The sequence below is a fragment of the Citrobacter sp. LUTT5 genome (assembly GCF_009905315.1).
Classification (GTDB): Bacteria; Pseudomonadota; Gammaproteobacteria; order Enterobacterales; family Enterobacteriaceae; genus Citrobacter; species Citrobacter freundii.
On the sequence record NZ_CP047606.1, the window covers coordinates 106934 to 123691 of the forward strand.

Annotated in this window: 16 protein-coding genes; 6 read left to right on the plus strand and 10 right to left on the minus strand. The window is 49.1% G+C overall.

Features of this window, described 5'->3' with window-relative positions; translation table 11 throughout:
* The first annotated feature begins 11 nt into the window (after positions 1 to 11).
* The gene (locus GUC46_RS00525; RefSeq protein ID WP_044714175.1) at positions 12 to 1022 is read left to right on the plus strand and encodes a glycosyltransferase; all 1011 of its coding nucleotides are present in this window, start codon (positions 12 to 14) and stop codon (positions 1020 to 1022) included.
* A 26-nt stretch (positions 1023 to 1048) separates the two neighbouring features.
* On the opposite strand, the gene GUC46_RS00530 is transcribed toward GUC46_RS00525, so the two are convergent.
* From GUC46_RS00530 to rfaD, 7 genes are read right to left on the minus strand one after another with little or no spacing between them, the layout of a single operon-like run.
* On the minus strand, positions 1049 to 1993 hold the full coding sequence (locus GUC46_RS00530; protein WP_088902948.1) for a glycosyltransferase family 8 protein: 945 nt from the start codon (positions 1991 to 1993) through the stop codon (positions 1049 to 1051).
* Positions 1994 to 3049, minus strand: coding sequence for a lipopolysaccharide core heptosyltransferase RfaQ (rfaQ, locus tag GUC46_RS00535; protein WP_088902949.1), 1056 nt, complete (start codon positions 3047 to 3049; stop codon positions 1994 to 1996).
* Between the two features lies 1 nt (position 3050).
* Complete coding sequence (locus GUC46_RS00540; RefSeq protein WP_088902950.1) at positions 3051 to 4064, minus strand: glycosyltransferase family 2 protein; 1014 nt, start codon at positions 4062 to 4064, stop codon at positions 3051 to 3053.
* Complete coding sequence (locus GUC46_RS00545; RefSeq protein WP_174328836.1) at positions 4057 to 5340, minus strand: O-antigen ligase; 1284 nt, start codon at positions 5338 to 5340, stop codon at positions 4057 to 4059. Before GUC46_RS00545 ends, GUC46_RS00540 begins: the two co-directional genes overlap by 8 nt.
* Before the next feature lie 16 nt (positions 5341 to 5356).
* Positions 5357 to 6325, minus strand: coding sequence for a lipopolysaccharide heptosyltransferase RfaC (gene rfaC / locus GUC46_RS00550; RefSeq protein ID WP_049002654.1), 969 nt, complete (start codon positions 6323 to 6325; stop codon positions 5357 to 5359).
* A gap of 3 nt (positions 6326 to 6328) precedes the next feature.
* Positions 6329 to 7375, minus strand: coding sequence for an ADP-heptose--LPS heptosyltransferase RfaF (rfaF, locus tag GUC46_RS00555; RefSeq protein ID WP_003837632.1), 1047 nt, complete (start codon positions 7373 to 7375; stop codon positions 6329 to 6331).
* A gap of 12 nt (positions 7376 to 7387) precedes the next feature.
* On the minus strand, positions 7388 to 8320 hold the full coding sequence (rfaD, locus tag GUC46_RS00560; protein ID WP_003827312.1) for an ADP-glyceromanno-heptose 6-epimerase: 933 nt from the start codon (positions 8318 to 8320) through the stop codon (positions 7388 to 7390).
* A gap of 215 nt (positions 8321 to 8535) precedes the next feature.
* On the opposite strand from rfaD, the gene kbl reads away from it, so the two are divergent.
* The 3 genes from kbl to GUC46_RS00575 all read left to right on the plus strand — a co-directional run bounded on the left by kbl (position 8536) and on the right by GUC46_RS00575 (position 11997).
* Positions 8536 to 9732: a glycine C-acetyltransferase gene (kbl, locus tag GUC46_RS00565; RefSeq protein WP_003837635.1), complete on the plus strand. Its 1197-nt coding sequence runs from the start codon at positions 8536 to 8538 to the stop codon at positions 9730 to 9732.
* A gap of 9 nt (positions 9733 to 9741) precedes the next feature.
* The gene (gene tdh / locus GUC46_RS00570; RefSeq protein WP_003024132.1) at positions 9742 to 10767 is read left to right on the plus strand and encodes an L-threonine 3-dehydrogenase; all 1026 of its coding nucleotides are present in this window, start codon (positions 9742 to 9744) and stop codon (positions 10765 to 10767) included.
* Between the two features lie 192 nt (positions 10768 to 10959).
* A complete protein-coding gene (locus tag GUC46_RS00575) occupies positions 10960 to 11997 on the plus strand; it encodes a glycosyltransferase (RefSeq protein WP_088902953.1) in 1038 nt (345 codons plus the stop codon).
* On the opposite strand, the gene GUC46_RS00580 is transcribed toward GUC46_RS00575, so the two are convergent.
* The 3 genes from GUC46_RS00580 to gpmM are packed head-to-tail and all read right to left on the minus strand — an operon-like array spanning position 11998 to position 15774.
* Positions 11998 to 12933, minus strand: a complete 936-nt coding sequence (locus tag GUC46_RS00580) for a divergent polysaccharide deacetylase family protein (RefSeq protein ID WP_071698848.1) — start codon at positions 12931 to 12933, stop codon at positions 11998 to 12000. It abuts the gene before it with no gap.
* A gap of 3 nt (positions 12934 to 12936) precedes the next feature.
* Positions 12937 to 14196 (minus strand): murein hydrolase activator EnvC, encoded by a 1260-nt coding sequence (gene envC / locus GUC46_RS00585; RefSeq protein ID WP_230122419.1) that lies wholly within the window; start codon positions 14194 to 14196, stop codon positions 12937 to 12939.
* Positions 14197 to 14229: 33 nt separating this feature from the next.
* Positions 14230 to 15774, minus strand: a complete 1545-nt coding sequence (gpmM, locus tag GUC46_RS00590; RefSeq protein WP_003837640.1) for a 2,3-bisphosphoglycerate-independent phosphoglycerate mutase — start codon at positions 15772 to 15774, stop codon at positions 14230 to 14232.
* Positions 15775 to 16022: 248 nt separating this feature from the next.
* Here gpmM and GUC46_RS00595 point away from each other — a divergent pair, with 248 nt between their 5' ends.
* Together GUC46_RS00595 and grxC are read left to right on the plus strand one after the other, a co-directional pair.
* Positions 16023 to 16454, plus strand: coding sequence for a rhodanese-like domain-containing protein (locus tag GUC46_RS00595; RefSeq protein ID WP_003024148.1), 432 nt, complete (start codon positions 16023 to 16025; stop codon positions 16452 to 16454).
* Between the two features lie 52 nt (positions 16455 to 16506).
* Positions 16507 to 16758, plus strand: a complete 252-nt coding sequence (gene grxC, locus GUC46_RS00600; protein WP_003024152.1) for a glutaredoxin 3 — start codon at positions 16507 to 16509, stop codon at positions 16756 to 16758.

The window sequence follows — 16758 nt, forward strand, 5'->3', positions numbered from 1 at the left end:
AGGTGTAGTACATGAATTTTGATTGTCATCAGTCTATTAAAGACACCATTGAGGTTTTTGGGGCTCCAGAAACTCAAACCCCACAGCTCAATATTGCATGGGGTGTTGATCAAAACTTTATGTTTGGGGCGGCAGTTTCGATGTCGTCCGTTTTACTACATAACAAAGATATCAGCATACATTTTCATCTTTTTACTGATTATCTTGACTCAGATTACCGCAAAAGATTAGAAAAACTAGCTAAGCAGTTTTCTACCAATATAACTGTATATGTGATGGATGCCGAAGGATTAAAGATCCTTCCGTGTGGGAATGCATGGTCACACGCAACCTACTTCAGATTTATCGCGTTTGAGTATCTTAGCGAAAAGATCGATAATCTTCTCTATATAGACGCTGATGTTGTATGTAAAGGATCACTTATTGAGTTAACACAAATCAATCTGGAACATCATGTTGCAGCGGTTATTCAGGATGTTGAAGATAGTCGGGTGTATGCCGCGCAGCGACTTAATACTCCGGAATTTAACGAACAATATTTCAATGCCGGTGTTATATTTGCAAATTTAAAGGAATGGAAAAAACAAAAATTCTTTACGGAAGCATTTTCGATCCTCTTGGATAAGACAAGAAAATTCGCTTTTCTGGATCAGGATGTCTTAAATATAATGTTTTTTGGTAAGACAATTTTTTTACCAAGAATTTATGATGCAATTTACGGCATTAAACAAGAACTCAAAAGTAAGGATACCTCAAGTTATAAAGAATATATAACAGATGATACCATCCTTATCCATTATATAGGCGTGACTAAACCCTGGAATTCATGGGCAAATTATCCTTCAGCACAGTTTTTTGTTGACGCCTGGAAGGCTTCGCCTTGGGCAGATGTTCCATTGTTACCCGCCAGAACGCCAAAACAATATAAAAAGAAATCACGCCATGAAAGATTACAAGGGAAGTATTTCGCCTCGGTAATAAGCTATATTGGTTATTTGCGGGAAAAATTAAAAAGTAAGTAAAAAAACTCCCGTAAGGGAGTTTTTTATTAACGTAATTTAGTCTTAAGGTATTTCAAATACCATTTGATCGAGGCGCAATACTTCCCTTTTTTAGCTTCCTGGCGTGAATAGACCCGATAATCAGTAGGTCTCATACGTGGAGCATAAGAACGCATTTCTGTGTTTCGCCATGGTGTGAAATGATGGTAGAAAAGATAAAGTTGCTGTGAAAGCCCAGTATGTTCTTTATACCAGGGCTTCCTTCCACCAGTGAAGTGGATAATTCTTGGCAGAATATCTTTTTGGTAGAAGAATATCTCTTTTTGTTGATCGGTAAACCAGTTGAACAAAAAATTCCATCTGTTATCAATAAACTTAACGTTACCGTCCATTGCGATATTCAATGCATCCTGGTCAAAGTAAGGTAAGGATTTACCTTGTTCAAATAACACCGTGTTTGCTTTATTTTCAATATCATGCTTGACCCAGTTTTCAATATTGATATACAAAAAACCAGCATTGAAATAATGACCAGTACTCAGGCCCAAGCGTTTGGCATTTTTTGTATCATGAATATCGAGAGAATCGTGGCTGACTGCACAAATGACGTTGCTGATATCAATGCTGTTAATGTCATTGAGCTTATCAAAACACAGGGTATCTGCATCCAGGTAGATAAAATGCTCAACTTTATCTTTAAGTAAGCGCGGTACGGCCAGACGCATATAGGTCGAACGGTTCAGATGTTTGATTGCAAAGTCACTGTTATACTTTTCAATCTCTTCTTTATCGATATTGATAACCTGAATTTTATCACTGGTTGAACGCAGTTTATTGATTTCTTCGTCAGTAACGTCATAGACAAAGACAAAAAATGACAGGTGCTGTTCCGGGTTGTTCATTATGACAGACATAATGGACACTGCTACATATTCCAGATAATTAGCATCTGTACAGTAAGCAATATTAATAATGTTATTTTTGTTGTCCATTTATGCTTTCTCATTACCTTGAACATTGTCACTATCATGAAGTACCATATCAATAGCGTCAACCACGGCCTGTTCCGGTATCCATGTCAGATATTTTTTTGACCGGTCGAGCTCATCCCGCGAAGGCATCGGATGGTATTCGCCAGCCCAAATCAAAACGGCTTTATCAGACCATGGCTTCCACTGTTGGTAGTTGGTGGCGCCAAACAGGCAAACCTGCGGTGTCCTTAGCGCTGCAGCCATATGCATAGGTGCGGAATCGACACCAATGTACAAAACAGCATGGTCGATCAACGCAGCTAGTTGCAGGAAGGTCGTTTTACCTGCCAGCGTCAGATCAGGAGACGATTGGCACAGTTCAGCAATGCGCTGAACCTGTTGCTGCTCACTTGTTGCAGGCCCACAGGTAAGATAGACATGCAAACCACGCTGATGCAGGTGGTCTATAACATGCGCGAACTTCTCATCATCCCAGCATTTAAACTCTTGTCTGGCAGTGGGTTGAATAACGACATATTTCTGCGTAGGCAACGTGGGTAACAGGGATACCAGATGTTGATAATCATCTTGACGATAACTCAGCGACATCTCTTTCTTTAGTTCTGCTTCGCTAAAGCCAATGCCTTTTAGAATCGAAAGGTTTTGTTCAACAATATGCGTCCCAATGGACGGTGTTACTCGCGTAAAAAGTCGATTCCACTGATCTTTTTCGCGCTGGAAGGCAATTGAAGGGCGGCGTAAAGAGGCGATAAGCGCACCAATTGGCCATTGTTCAGTGAGGTTAACAATCAGGTCATAGTGATTTTTCTTCAGTTGTTGACGTACTGAGAGATAATTCTTTGCTGTTGCCAGCAGGCCCTGTTTTTTCTCAATGAGATAAAATGTATTGATGTCTTTGTGGGCGGCTAAGATTGCTTTGGTATCTTTATAGAGGAGCAGATCGATCTTAGCATGTGGATAACGAGCCCGAATGCTGGCAATGACTGGCGTTGTTAACAGAACATCTCCATAAAACTTGAGCTTGCAAATAAGAACTCGGTCAATTTTTTCAAACATGTTAAAATCCCTTTCGAAAAAATAAGTTCTTAAATGCAGATATTGTTTTATATCTTATTTCAGAAATAGAACGATCAATATGGGGATATTTCATCTTAAGAATTATTTTTTTCTTGACGATTTTCGTATCGCAGCATGCTAGTGCATTCTGAATATCATTCAGCATGCTTTCGCTGTAGCGATAATAACCTTTTTTCTTGCGTAATAGTTTACGTCCTTCTAGAAAACAGTTGATGATCATCAGTGTGGCAACAGTACGTTTTGCGCTATTTTTATTTATATAGTTATACATTTTTCGCATAGCAAAAAAGATACTATCCGCATCACTATCAATAATATTCTCGGTAATGCTCTTTTCATTTTTCCGGTAAAAATACAGTGTATTTTCAATCTTTAATATTTTATGGCATTTAAAGTATTGGAAAGGGCAGAAAATCATGTCTTCGTACCGGCGATGTTCTTCGAATCGATCGTTGCCAATAATGTTACGATGGAAGATTTTTGTCATGAGATGCCATTGCCCTGCCCGGAATATTGGTAGCAAAGGAGTATAATTATTATCCGATAATATAATTTCATGCTGACTAATGCCGTTTTCTATACCAGATGAATTCTGATACAGATTTTTTATCTCCCGGGTTAAATTAAATTCAAGAATGTCATATTGTTCATCTCTCAACTTAGGGAGAAGAATAGTGAAATAATCTGCGCAGACAATATCGTCACTGTCAACAAAGCCAATATATTTCCCTGTCGCATGGGCAAGCCCAACGTTACGGGTGATTGCAACGCCCTGATTTTTTTGGCTTATATATTTAACATTATGGCAATCTTTTTCGCGGTAAAACGCATTTATACGCTCTTCGGTTAAATCCGTAGAGCCATCATTAACAATTATTACCTCTACATCATCAGTGATGCTCTGATGTATAGACGCCAACGTCGCTGTGATGAGTTCAGCGTTGTTGTATGTAGGTATAATAATGCTCAGTAAATAACCGGAAGCGTTAACCATGGCATCGTTCTCTTGTTGGATTCGAGCTCAGTACTGCTGCTACACATAACGCCAGTACGCTGCTCAGGGCTTCACCTTTGGCATACAATAATAAATCACTCAAGCCATAGATAGCGATTGCGCCTGAGATAACGAACAACAAGGGACTACGTTGCCAGTAAGCTGTTAAAAACATGGCGATATAGAGCAAGAGTAACACAACAACCCCAGGGATGCCCTTTAGCGAAAAGGTATCAATGACTTCGTTATGCAGGTGGACGTTAATGAACTCAAGTGCCCCTTGTAAGGAAGTATCTTGCACGGCAAGTCGCTGAATTTCTGCTCCGCGTTGTTCAAGTGACTGCCCCCAGTCATGACCGTTCCCAGATTCAATCCCTGCCCGTTGCATCGCCAGTCGCGCGCCGATAGAAGTATTACTATTGTTTTGATTATAAGAGTGCAGATCGACCAGGAAGTTCTGGTAGCGGCTTTCAATGATTGGTTTTAAGGGAATCGAAGCAACTCCCACCAGTATTACAAAACCCAGCAGTGCCCTTAATAGCATGGTGCGGTTGTGACGATAGTACATCAGGAATAGGCCGACACTCAGGATCGGGTATACCAAAATAGCAGCCCGAGTTTGCGTTGTGATGATGACTGCCAGCGATATCAAAAAATGTAACAGATAGAGTGCAACGGTGTGTTTTAGACGGAGATTAATAATGGCCTGAGACGCTAATAATGCAATTAGCGTCAGAGCGTAGGCTGTGCCGGTTTGGTGTTCAAAGCCCAGCGCAACACGGTAGGTCATAATATCTGGTGCTCCGGCAGCCTCGTAGCTTGCGAAAAGATACAAGCCTATTGCGGTAAGAATCGTCCAGAGACTGGTAATGCGAGTTTTGTTAGCACACGGCTCTCGCGTGGTCAGAGCTGTCATAACCAGTGCGGCAAAAATCATCACTTTGCCACCGTTCTGGTATGAACGATAGGCACCGGTAAAGGCTGAGCCAGGTTGTTTAAATATTTCTACCCAAATAATCTGGACTAAACCGAAAAGCAACAACATAAATGGCAAAACCAGATTTTGTTTGTTACTGCACACATGCTTTATATTTTTTCCTATCAGCGGCAGAGACAGGGCCGTGGAGAAAATAAATACCTTCAGCGCTTCATCTGGATTGACCAGGACCATCGCAAGAGTTGCCAGGATCCCAGCATAAAATAAGACGTATATAAAATCGAATGGATTATTTTTTATACTACAAACAAAACGAGAAAACATGTGTTGGCGAAGCATGGTTCGTCTCTTAAAGTTAAAGCAAATTATTATCAATTAGCGATACGTTGACTAAGCTTGCGTCCAGATCCTGCAATTTTCCGGAATGGCTCTGCTGTGTGTATTGATTCTTCCCATATCCACCAATCAATCCCGGGTCTGTCGGGCCATACAACGTAATATTGGGGCGATCCAAGGCGGCGGTTAAATGGCTGAGACCTGTATCAACCGACACCACAAACTTTGCCCCCGCCAGAATGCGAGCAACCTCTTCCAGACTCATTCGCGGCAGGACATCAACGTAGGGAAAACCTTCCGCCAGCCTTTTGGCGCGCTCTTCTTCATGAGGGGCGCCCCAGGGGAGTTTAATACGGATGCCCGTATTATTTAACAGCTCAATCAGCTCCCGCCAGTTGGCTTCTGGCCAGTGCTTATCATCACGTGTTGTGGCATGCAGAAATACAGCATAATGGCCTGTATCAGCATTACATTCATTCACAAAATGCTGAGCGATAGCGTAATCACCCTGCGACTGCGGTTTGGCATATCCCAGACTTTTGGCGAACAATTCACGCGTACGTTCTACCGCGTGCTGCTGTTTGGCAATGTGATGTTTGCGATTATAAAACAGGCTAGCCAGCGGCTCGCGGGCCGTACTCCAGTCCATACCATGCTTGACGCCACGTGCCAGACGCGTCACCAACGCCGCACTTTTAACCAGACCCTGCGCATCAATTATCGCGTCATACTGCTGCAAACGTACCGCATCGCGAAACGCTTTACGCTCGGCTTTAATCGGCGCTGAAAACCAGGCTTTACGCCAGCGGCGAATCGCCACTGGGATGACCCGGTCAACGGCTGCATGCCAGGAAGGGATCTGCGCGAATCCTTCTTCCACCACCCAATCAAATTGAATACCCGGAATAGCCTGCTGCGCATCGGTTAATGCGGGCAACGTATGCAGAACATCGCCCATAGACGACGTTTTAACGATCAGAACCCGCATCCGTCAGGCTTCCTCTTGTAACAACAGGTCGTTGAGTTCTTCCAGTACACGCTGGGGTGTGATGTCAATCAGGCTTTGGTGATAGCCTTCAGCCGCATCGCCCTTGCGCACTTTGTGATAGCCCGTAATCAGACGAATGACCCGCGCTTTGTGCGACAACGGCGGGGTAAAGTCCGGACTACTTGGGCCATACAATGCTACCAGAGGTCGATTCAACGCTGCGGCAACGTGCATTAATCCAGAGTCGTTGGTGACGACCGCTTTGCAGGCGGCGAGCAGAATAACGGCCTGCTCCAGCTGCGTTTCGCCCGCCAGATTACGACACCAGGCCTGCTGCTCAACGCTTAACGTTGCCAGGATTTCATTTCCGGCTTCATGATCTTTTGCCGAGCCAAACAGCACAATCTGATGACCTTCGTCGATCAGCTGTTTTGCCAGTTCAGCATAATGGTAGTGTGGCCAGCGTTTCGCCGGACCAAATTCCGCACCCGGGCAAAAACCGATGATGGGGCGTTCGGCAGAAAGGGAGAACTGGCTACAGGTCAGAGACTTTTCACCTTCGCTGACCTGCAACTGTGGCCAAAGCAGAGGTTGCGGCAAATCTTTAGCCGACAGCATCACGCCTTTATCGTAGGCCAGGGCCACATAGCGTTCGACCATCAGCGGCCATGCGTCTTTATCCAGCACGCGCGCATCGTTGAGCAGGCCGTAGCGCATTTCACCACGCCAACCGGTACGATGCGGAATACCTGCAAAAAAGGGCACCAGCGCGGATTTAAACGAGTTAGGCAGCACATAAGCGCGGTCATAGCGCTTCTCACGCAGGCTATGACCGAGCTTACGCCGTTCACCAATTTCCAGAGCGCCATGCCCAAGCGGCATCGCGATCGCTTCATTGACTTCCGGCATCCGCGATAACAGCGGACGGCACCATGCAGGTGCCATCACGTCGATTATCGCCTGGGGATAGCGCGCCTTGAGCGTGCGATAGAGACTTTGCGACATCATCATGTCGCCCACCCAAGACGGGCCAACCACCAGAATCCTCATAGATTGCCTGCCTTATGCGTCGCGGTTCAGCCAGGCCATATATTCCGTTACGCCTTCAGCAACGGTCTTAAACGGCTTGTCATAGCCCGCGGCGCGCAGGTTGGTCAGGTCTGCCTGAGTAAACGCCTGGTAGCGGCCTTTCAGTTTTTCCGGGAATGGAATGTACTCAATGCTGCCTTTTTTGTGGTACGCCAGCGTTGCGTCAGCAACGGCCTGGAAAGATTCCGCACGACCAGTACCGAGGTTAAAGATGCCGGATACCCCGTTTTCCAGGAACCACAGGTTCACTGCAGCCACATCGCCAACGTAAACGAAATCACGTTTGAAGTTTTCGCTGCCTTCGAACAGTTTTGGTGTTTCGCCATTGTTAAGCTGAGTATTGAGGTGGAAAGCGACGCTCGCCATGCTGCCTTTATGGCCTTCACGCGGTCCGTAGACGTTGAAATAGCGGAAGCCAACAATCTGAGAGTTGGCTTCTGGCAGGATCTGACGCACGTACTCGTCGAACAGGAATTTTGAGTAGCCATAGACGTTCAGCGGTTTCTCATATTCACGGGATTCGATGAAATCAGAAGTGCGACCGCCATAGGTGGCGGCAGAGGACGCGTACAGGAACGGGATTTCACGCTCCAGGCAGTAGTGCAGCAGCTCTTTAGAGTATTGATAGTTGTTGTCCATCATATACTTGCCGTCCCACTCGGTGGTGGAAGAGCATGCGCCTTCGTGGAAAATAGCTTCGATATCGCCGAAATCTTCCCCGGCCATAATCTGGATCAGGAAGTCTTCCTTGTCCATGTAGTCAGCAATATTCAGATCCACCAGGTTAACAAACTTGGTGCCGTCTTTCAGGTTGTCCACCACCAGGATGTCGGTGATGCCTTTATCATTCAGGGACTTAACGATATTGCTGCCGATAAAGCCCGCGCCGCCGGTAACGATGATCATAAATGTAACCTTCGAATTATGGAGTCAGAGACAATCTCAGACACGAATACTTTCTATCATATCACTACATGGCTCAGGCTTCAGCCATTCACCGATAAGCCGTGCGGGTACACGTGATTTATGCTTCATTTTGAAGAAGTGATGATGCGTCATCTCGTATCAACGTATAGCTTTGGGTAATATGTGCTGAAATTTGCCCAGTCTGGAGAATTGAAATGCGTGGGGATTTTTACAAACAGTTAACCAACGATCTCGACACCGCACGTGCGGAAGGATTGTTTAAAGAAGAGCGCATTATTACATCTGCCCAGCAGGCGGATATCACCGTGGCGGACGGAAGCCACGTTATTAACTTTTGTGCGAACAACTATCTGGGACTGGCTAACCACCCGGAGCTAATTGCAGCGGCAAAAGCGGGTATGGATTCTCACGGATTTGGTATGGCTTCGGTTCGCTTTATTTGCGGTACCCAGGATAGCCATAAGCAACTGGAGCAAAAACTGGCGGCATTCCTCGGTATGGAAGATGCCATCCTTTACTCTTCCTGCTTCGACGCCAATGGCGGCCTGTTTGAAACGCTGCTGGGCGCAGAAGACGCAATTATTTCCGATGCCCTGAACCACGCTTCTATCATAGATGGCGTTCGTCTGTGTAAAGCAAAACGTTTCCGTTACGCCAACAACGATATGGTGGAACTGGAAGCTCGCCTGAAAGAAGCACGTGAAGCGGGCGCTCGTCATATCCTGATCGCCACTGATGGCGTGTTCTCTATGGATGGTGTGATCGCTAACCTGAAAGGCGTTTGCGATCTGGCGGATAAATATGACGCGCTGGTCATGGTTGATGATTCCCATGCCGTCGGTTTTGTCGGCGAAAATGGTCGTGGCTCCCATGAATACTGTGACGTGATGGGTCGCGTGGACATCATCACCGGTACGCTGGGTAAAGCACTCGGCGGCGCATCCGGTGGTTACACCGCAGCTCGCAAAGAAGTTGTTGAGTGGCTGCGTCAGCGTTCCCGTCCTTATTTGTTCTCCAACTCACTGGCGCCAGCGATTGTTGCGGCCTCCATTAAAGTGCTGGAAATGGTTGAAGCTGGCAGTGACCTGCGCGACCGCCTGTGGGCGAACGCACGTCAGTTCCGTGAGCAAATGTCTGCCGCTGGCTTTACTCTGGCCGGTGCCGATCACGCGATTATCCCGGTGATGTTGGGTGATGCAGTGATCGCGCAGGACTTTGCTCGTGAACTGCAAAAAGAGGGGATTTACGTTACCGGATTCTTCTATCCGGTGGTTCCAAAAGGCCAGGCGCGTATCCGTACCCAGATGTCTGCGGCGCATACCCCTGAGCAGATTACGCGTGCTGTTGAGGCGTTCACACGCATTGGTAAACAACTGGGCGTTATTGCCTGAGGATGTGAAATGAAAGCGTTATCCAAACTGAAAGCGGAAGAGGGCATTTGGATGACTGACGTTCCTGAACCGGAAGTCGGTCATAACGATTTGCTGATTAAAATCCGTAAAACAGCCATCTGCGGGACTGACGTTCACATTTATAACTGGGATGAATGGTCGCAAAAAACCATCCCAGTACCGATGGTCGTTGGGCATGAATATGTCGGCGAAGTTGTTGGCATCGGTCAGGAAGTTAAAGGCTTTAAAATCGGCGATCGCGTTTCAGGCGAAGGTCATATCACCTGCGGACATTGCCGTAACTGCCGCGGTGGACGTACTCACCTGTGCCGCAATACGACCGGTGTTGGTGTAAACCGTCCGGGCTGCTTTGCGGAGTACCTGGTGATCCCGGCATTTAACGCATTTAAAATCCCGGACAATATCTCCGACGACCTGGCGTCTATCTTCGATCCGTTCGGTAATGCAGTGCACACGGCGCTGTCGTTCGATCTGGTTGGGGAAGATGTACTGGTGTCCGGTGCGGGTCCAATCGGTATTATGGCGGCGGCAGTCGCGAAGCACGTTGGCGCACGCCACGTGGTGATCACCGACGTTAATGAGTATCGCCTTGAGCTGGCGCGCAAAATGGGTATCACCCGCGCGGTCAACGTGTCGAAAGAGAATCTGACCGACGTGATGGCTGAACTGGGTATGACCGAAGGGTTTGATGTGGGCCTGGAGATGTCCGGGGCGCCGCCAGCGTTTCGCGCTATGCTGGACACCATGAATCACGGTGGCCGTATTGCTATGCTGGGTATTCCGCCATCTGATATGTCCATCGACTGGACGAAAGTTATCTTTAAAGGACTGTTTATTAAAGGTATCTACGGTCGTGAGATGTTTGAGACATGGTACAAAATGGCTGCACTGATCCAGTCTGGTCTGGATTTGTCGCCGATCATCACCCATCGATTCTCCATCGATGAATTCCAGCAGGGCTTTGACGCGATGCGTTCAGGCCAGTCAGGGAAAGTGATCCTGAGCTGGGATTAACCGTATCCACCCTGTGGATTCTGTGTGTTGTCCCCGGATGTTGATTATCATTAATCATCCGGGGCGTTTTTTGCCTGCACAATCTCCCCCGCCCGGCGCATTTTCCGCTAAAGAATTAATATTTTTTTCTGAAAATCTACCGCTTAATATGCTAAAAAGTGCCGATTACTCTATTGTCTGGCTGGATTTGATATGACCTATATCCCTGGTCTCCTGAGCGTCATTATGCCGCTTTACAACACGGGTGAACCGTTCATTGCGTGTATGGATTCGCTGATTGCGCAAACCTGGAAGAACCTGGAGATCATCATTGTTAATGATGGCTCTACGGATAACTCTGCGGAGCTTGCTCAGTCTTATGCGGATCGTTATCCACACGTTCATCTGCTGCACCAGCGCAATGGGGGCGTTTCGGCGGCGCGCAATACCGGGATGAAAGTCGCCAGGGGGGAGTACATCGCGTACGTAGACGGCGATGATATTGCCTATCCGGAAATGTATGAAACGCTGATGACTATGGCGCTGAAAGACAACCTGGATGTTGCGCAGTGCAACGCTGATTGGTGTATTGCGGAAACCGGCCACACCTGGGCATCCATTCCTACCGATCGTATTCGTTCTACCGGCGTGATGACCGGGCCAGACTGGTTACGCAAAGCGTTAGCCAGCCGCCGTTGGCGACACGTTGTCTGGATGGGCGTTTATCGTCATCAGACTATCCGCGACGCGGGGCTGACCTTCCTGTCTGGCCTGCATCACCAGGATATTATCTGGACGACGGAGTTTATGTTTAATGCGAAGCGCGCGCGTTACACGGAAATCCCTCTGTATAAATACTTCCTGCACGGCGCATCTGTTAGCCGTCTGCCGCGCACCGGGCTGAAAAATCTCGCTTACCAGCGCCACTACATCAAAATTACCCGTCTGCTGGATAAGATGAATCATGATTACGCCGGGCGCATTCCCATTTACCCGGAATTCAAACAGCAGGTGATTTACGAAGCGCTACGCGTTTGTCATTGCATCCGTAAAGAACCGGACGAGAAAATCCGCCAGCGCATGATTGCTGAAGTATTCGTGTCAGGTATGTTCAAGCGTATGGTAAGCAATATTTGCAGCGTTAAGCTGGGTTATCAGGTGCTGTTGTGGGCCATCCGCTTTAACCAGTGGCGCGATAAAGCACTGACGCCGCGCCGCCTGGCTCATTTAACGCTGGATAGCAAAGACTGATTATTGCCAGCCCTGCCACTGCAGGCGCATATACTGCACCAGCGTGCTTTGGGTAATGCTTTCGCCGAGCACGCTGAAGAAGCGGCTGGCGTACACCGGCTCTAACGGCTGCTTCGGTTTGCATAATTTCACCCCGCGGAAAGGATTACGCGGCGCATCAGGTATACCGTTCTTCGGTGGCGTGAGGTTTGGTCTGGAGGTATCCACCTGCGGTTCATTGAGCAGGCTGCTTGGGCGAACCAACGTGATGTCGGCTGGCAGGCTATACAGCATCTGCTGCAGGACACGAACCGTAGACGGGTGAGGATGGCCAATGGCGATTGCGGAACCGTTGCGGCGCGCCAGCTCGACGGCATGATTAAACTGACGGCGAATATCGGCTTCGTTTTGCGTGTCATCCAGGAAGACTTTGCGTTTGATGACTTTCACACCGGTCCCTGACGCTGCGCGCATTGCCTGGCTGTTACCAATGGTCATGCTGTCCAGGAAGTAGAGATCGTATCGCTCCAGCGCCTGCATCACCTTCTGCATGCCAAACAGGCTGGAGGTCATCGCGCTGCCCATATGGTTGTTCAGACCGACCGCATTCGGTACTTTGCTTACCGCGTCGCGAATAATTCGCTCAATCTCTTCGCTGCTCATTTCAGGGCGTAATGTATCTTTCTCTAACGGCTGCTTGCTCAGCGGCGCCATTGGCAGATGGATTAATACTTCATGCCCGCTGTTATGTGCTTTGATTGCCATTTCTCGCGCATGTGGGGCGTTAGGCAGAACGGCAACGGAGATGGTAGAAGGCATCGCCAGTACCTGGTTTTCAGTGTGTGGGCGATAGCCGAAATCATCAATGACGATGGCGAGTTTGCCAGCAAAAACAGGTGTTGCGAAGGCCAGCAGGCTGGCGAGAGAGAGTAGTAGACGACGAAATTGTTGTGGCAAAACTTATCTTCCCAACCACGGCTGTGGATTGACCGCCTGACCCTGGCGACGAATTTCGAAATAGAGTGCCGGCCTGCCCTGACCGCCGCTGCTACCCACAAGTGCAATAGGCTGCCCGGCGCGAACCTGCGTACCGACGCTGACCAGCGCGCTCTGGTTATAACCGTACAGGCTCATATCGCCTTTACCGTGCTCAACGACGACCACCAGGCCATAGCCCTGCAACCAGTCCGCCAGAATGACGCGACCATCGGCAATGGCTTTAACTTCGGTGCCTTCGGATGCGCCAATAACCATCCCCTTCCAACGTAGCTCACCCTGCAGTTGTTCGCCATAACGATGCAGTGTTGGGCCACGAACGGGCCAGAATGCCTGGCCGCGCGGCGAACCCAGGCCGCCGGTACGGGACATCAGTGATTTTTCGCTTTCGGTCGGCTTGTAGGTCGAGCCTTTTCGTGACGCATCCTTCTGCTTATCACGTACGGCCTGCGCCTCGCGCGCTTCACGTTCCGCGCGCGCTTTGGCCGCAGCTTCGGCGCGAGCAATGCTGTTGCGCAGACGGGATTCGTTAGCGCGCATTTCGCCCAGTTGCTGCTGGCCCTGTTGAATCGAGGACTCCAGACCCGCCAGTGTTTTCTGGCGTTCGTTACGCGCCTGCTCCAGCTTAGCCTGCTGAGCGCGTTGTTCGTACAGCAGGGTCTGCTGTTCGCTCTGCTTATCTTCCAGCTCGGCTTTTTGCGAATCGACCTCTTCGCGCGTTTGTTTCAGCTGCGCGATAGTTTCTTGCCTCGCCTGGTTCAGATAGCCGAAATAGGCCTGCAGACGCTGTCCGCGCTGGCTTTCTTCGCCGCTAAGGATGAGCTGAATACCGGTGTGTTCACCCTGGCGAAACGCGGCGTCTAACTGGGCTGCCAGACTGCGCTCTTGCGCTGCTCGTTGCTTTTCCAGCTTCGCGAGTGCTGCGTTCATCTCTGCGATTTGCGCGTTCAGTTGTGCCAGTGAGTTCTGCGTTTCGCGTAACTGCCTTGCGGCAACGGCGATGGCTTGTTCCTGAGCTTTAAGCTGAGCGAGGAGAGTAGAACGTTGTTGTTGCTGTTGGCGTACCGCGCGTTCTTTTGCCGCGATATCGGCCTGAATAGATTTGAGCTGATCGCGTTCGTCCGCGTGGGCGGAAAAGGCGCACAGCAATACGCCAGCGCTAAGCGCGCTGGCGTAGAACAAGGGCCTGACTGAAAACTTACGCGGTTTCACGGCCCGAGTGATGGTATTAATCGCCTTTCCCCTCATGGGGAGGGATTATTCCACGATGAACAGCGGCTTACCAGTCATCTCTTGCGGGATTTCCATACCCATCAGCGTCAGCATCGTCGGGGCGATATCAGAAAGTTTGCCGCCTTCGACTGCTTTGACGTTCTTACCACCGACATAAATCAGCGGAACGGGCAGGTTGGTATGTGCAGTATGTGCCTGACCGGTGGACGGATCGCGCATCTGCTCTGCGTTACCGTGGTCTGCGGTGATCAGCAACTGGCCGCCAACGGACTCAACCGCTTTAGTCACCTGCTCAACGCAGTGATCCAGCGCTTCAACCGCTTTAACTGCTGCTTCCATCACCCCGGTGTGACCAACCATGTCGCCGTTCGGGTAGTTACAAATGATGGTGTCGTATTTACCGCTCTCAATCGCTGCAACCAGCTTCTCAGTCAGTTCAGCAGAGCTCATTTCCGGCTGCAGATCGTAGGTCGCAACTTTCGGAGAGTTGATCAGGATGCGGTCTTCGCCTTTGAACGGCTCTTCTACGCCGCCGTTGAAGAAGAAGGTCACGTGCGCATATTTTTCAGTTTCGGAAATACGCAGCTGCGTTTTTTCGTTCTTCGCCATCCACTCACCAAAGGTGTTGGCCAGAGATGCTGGTGGGTAAGCAACCGCAGTTTTGATGTCTGCCGCGTATTCGGTCAGCATCACAAAGTTGAGGTTAACGACTTTCTTACGGGCGAAGCCGTCGAAATCAGCGTTAACAAACGCACGGGTGATTTCACGCGCACGGTCAGCACGGAAGTTCATGAAAATCAGCGTATCGCCATCTTCCATAGCAGCATCTGCCTGACCTTCGGCACGGATCACGGTCGCTTTGACGAATTCGTCGTTTTCGTCGCGGGCATAAGCAGCCTGCAGACCTTCAACCGCCGTAGCGAACTGGAACTCGCCCTTCGCCAGCGTCATCAGATCGTAAGCCTGTTCTACGCGATCCCAACGGTTGTCGCGGTCCATAGCGTAGTAACGACCGATGATGGACGCTACGCGGCCTTTGCCCAGTGCGGCAAATTTCTCTTCAAATTTCTGCAGTGAATGTTCAGCGCTGCGCGGCGGGGTATCACGACCATCAAGGAAAGCGTGCAGATAGATTTTTTCAGCGCCGCGTTCAGCGGCCATTTCTACCATCGCCATGATGTGATCTTCGTGGCTGTGAACGCCGCCAGCAGAGAGCAGACCCATGATGTGTACCGCTTTCCCGGCATTTTTTGCCTGGTCGACCGCATCGGTCAGCACCGGGTTAGCGAAGAAAGTACGTTCTTTGATTTCAACGTCCAGACGGGTAAGGTCCTGATACACGATACGGCCCGCGCCCAGGTTGACGTGACCCACTTCGGAGTTGCCCATCTGGCGATCGGGCAGGCCGACTTCCAGACCGGACGCATCAATCAGGGTATGCGGACGTTTTGCCCACAGCGCATCCATTACCGGGGTTTTAGCACTAAAAATGGCGTTATCCTGGCTGTCTTCGCGATAGCCGTAGCCATCCAGAATCACCAGTACCATAGGTTTTTTAGAAACCGACATTGCGACAACCTCACACTCAAGAGATAAAAAATAATTGCGTAATTTTACTACAGCTGAATCGATAAAGTAGCCCCCGAAGATCAAATAATGGGGGATCGCGTGCCAGGGGGAACACCGATTTACATTTTTTTTTCCGTAGCGCCCCGCAAAAATGCAATCCAATGCACGCTCTGGCTGTATTTGCGCCAACGCGCAGGTATACTCCTTTCCTGGTTTTTTAATCACTGAGTCGGGAGTTGTTACCCCCCATGCAAGAAATTATGCAATTTGTTAGTCGCCACCCTGTCTTGAGTATCGCCTGGATTGCGTTACTGGCGGCTGTATTATTTACCACGTTTAAGAGCCTGACCTCAAAAGTGAAGGTGATTACTCGCGGCGAAGCTACACGTCTCATCAACAAAGAAGACGCCGTTGTTGTGGATTTACGCCAGCGCGACGACTTCCGCAAAGGCCATATCGCAGGCTCCACTAACCTGCTGCCGAGCGAAATCAAAGCCAACAATTTTGGCGAACTTGAAAAACACAAAAACAAACCTGTGATTGTGGTTGATGGTTCAGGCATGCAGTGCCAGGATTCAGCAACTGCGCTGATTAAAGCCGGTTTTGAGCAAGTATCCGTACTGAAAGACGGCGTAGCGGGCTGGAGTGGTGAGAATCTGCCACTGGTTCGCGGCAAGTAATTTACCCATCTTCTTTCATGCCGCAGGGTAAAAAGAACACTGGAGATAAGTCATGGCCAATATTGAGATCTACACCAAAGCAACCTGCCCGTTTTGCCATCGCGCAAAAGCGCTGTTGAACAGCAAGGGTGTGAGTTTCCAGGAGCTTCCGATTGACGGCGATGCCGTAAAACGTGAAGAGATGATCAAGCGCAGTGGCCGTACGACGGTTCCGCAGATTTTTATTGATGCACAGCACATTGGCGGTTGTGACGACTTGTATGCGTTGGATGCGCGTGGTGGACTGGATCCCCTGCTGCGATAA

Bases quoted from the DNA above. Each gene is read 5' to 3' on its own strand.
- GUC46_RS00525 (WP_044714175.1), top strand. From the start codon at position 12: ATGAATTTTGATTGTCATCAGTCTATTAAAGACACCATTGAGGTTTTT.
- GUC46_RS00530 (WP_088902948.1), bottom strand. From the start codon at position 1,993: ATGGACAACAAAAATAACATTATTAATATTGCTTACTGTACAGATGCT.
- rfaQ (WP_088902949.1), bottom strand. From the start codon at position 3,049: ATGTTTGAAAAAATTGACCGAGTTCTTATTTGCAAGCTCAAGTTTTAT.
- GUC46_RS00540 (WP_088902950.1), bottom strand. From the start codon at position 4,064: ATGGTTAACGCTTCCGGTTATTTACTGAGCATTATTATACCTACATAC.
- GUC46_RS00545 (WP_174328836.1), bottom strand. From the start codon at position 5,340: ATGCTTCGCCAACACATGTTTTCTCGTTTTGTTTGTAGTATAAAAAAT.
- rfaC (WP_049002654.1), bottom strand. From the start codon at position 6,325: ATGCGGGTTCTGATCGTTAAAACGTCGTCTATGGGCGATGTTCTGCAT.
- rfaF (WP_003837632.1), bottom strand. From the start codon at position 7,375: ATGAGGATTCTGGTGGTTGGCCCGTCTTGGGTGGGCGACATGATGATG.
- rfaD (WP_003827312.1), bottom strand. From the start codon at position 8,320: ATGATCATCGTTACCGGCGGCGCGGGCTTTATCGGCAGCAATATCGTT.
- kbl (WP_003837635.1), top strand. From the start codon at position 8,536: ATGCGTGGGGATTTTTACAAACAGTTAACCAACGATCTCGACACCGCA.
- tdh (WP_003024132.1), top strand. From the start codon at position 9,742: ATGAAAGCGTTATCCAAACTGAAAGCGGAAGAGGGCATTTGGATGACT.
- GUC46_RS00575 (WP_088902953.1), top strand. From the start codon at position 10,960: ATGACCTATATCCCTGGTCTCCTGAGCGTCATTATGCCGCTTTACAAC.
- gpmM (WP_003837640.1), bottom strand. From the start codon at position 15,774: ATGTCGGTTTCTAAAAAACCTATGGTACTGGTGATTCTGGATGGCTAC.
- GUC46_RS00595 (WP_003024148.1), top strand. From the start codon at position 16,023: ATGCAAGAAATTATGCAATTTGTTAGTCGCCACCCTGTCTTGAGTATC.
- grxC (WP_003024152.1), top strand. From the start codon at position 16,507: ATGGCCAATATTGAGATCTACACCAAAGCAACCTGCCCGTTTTGCCAT.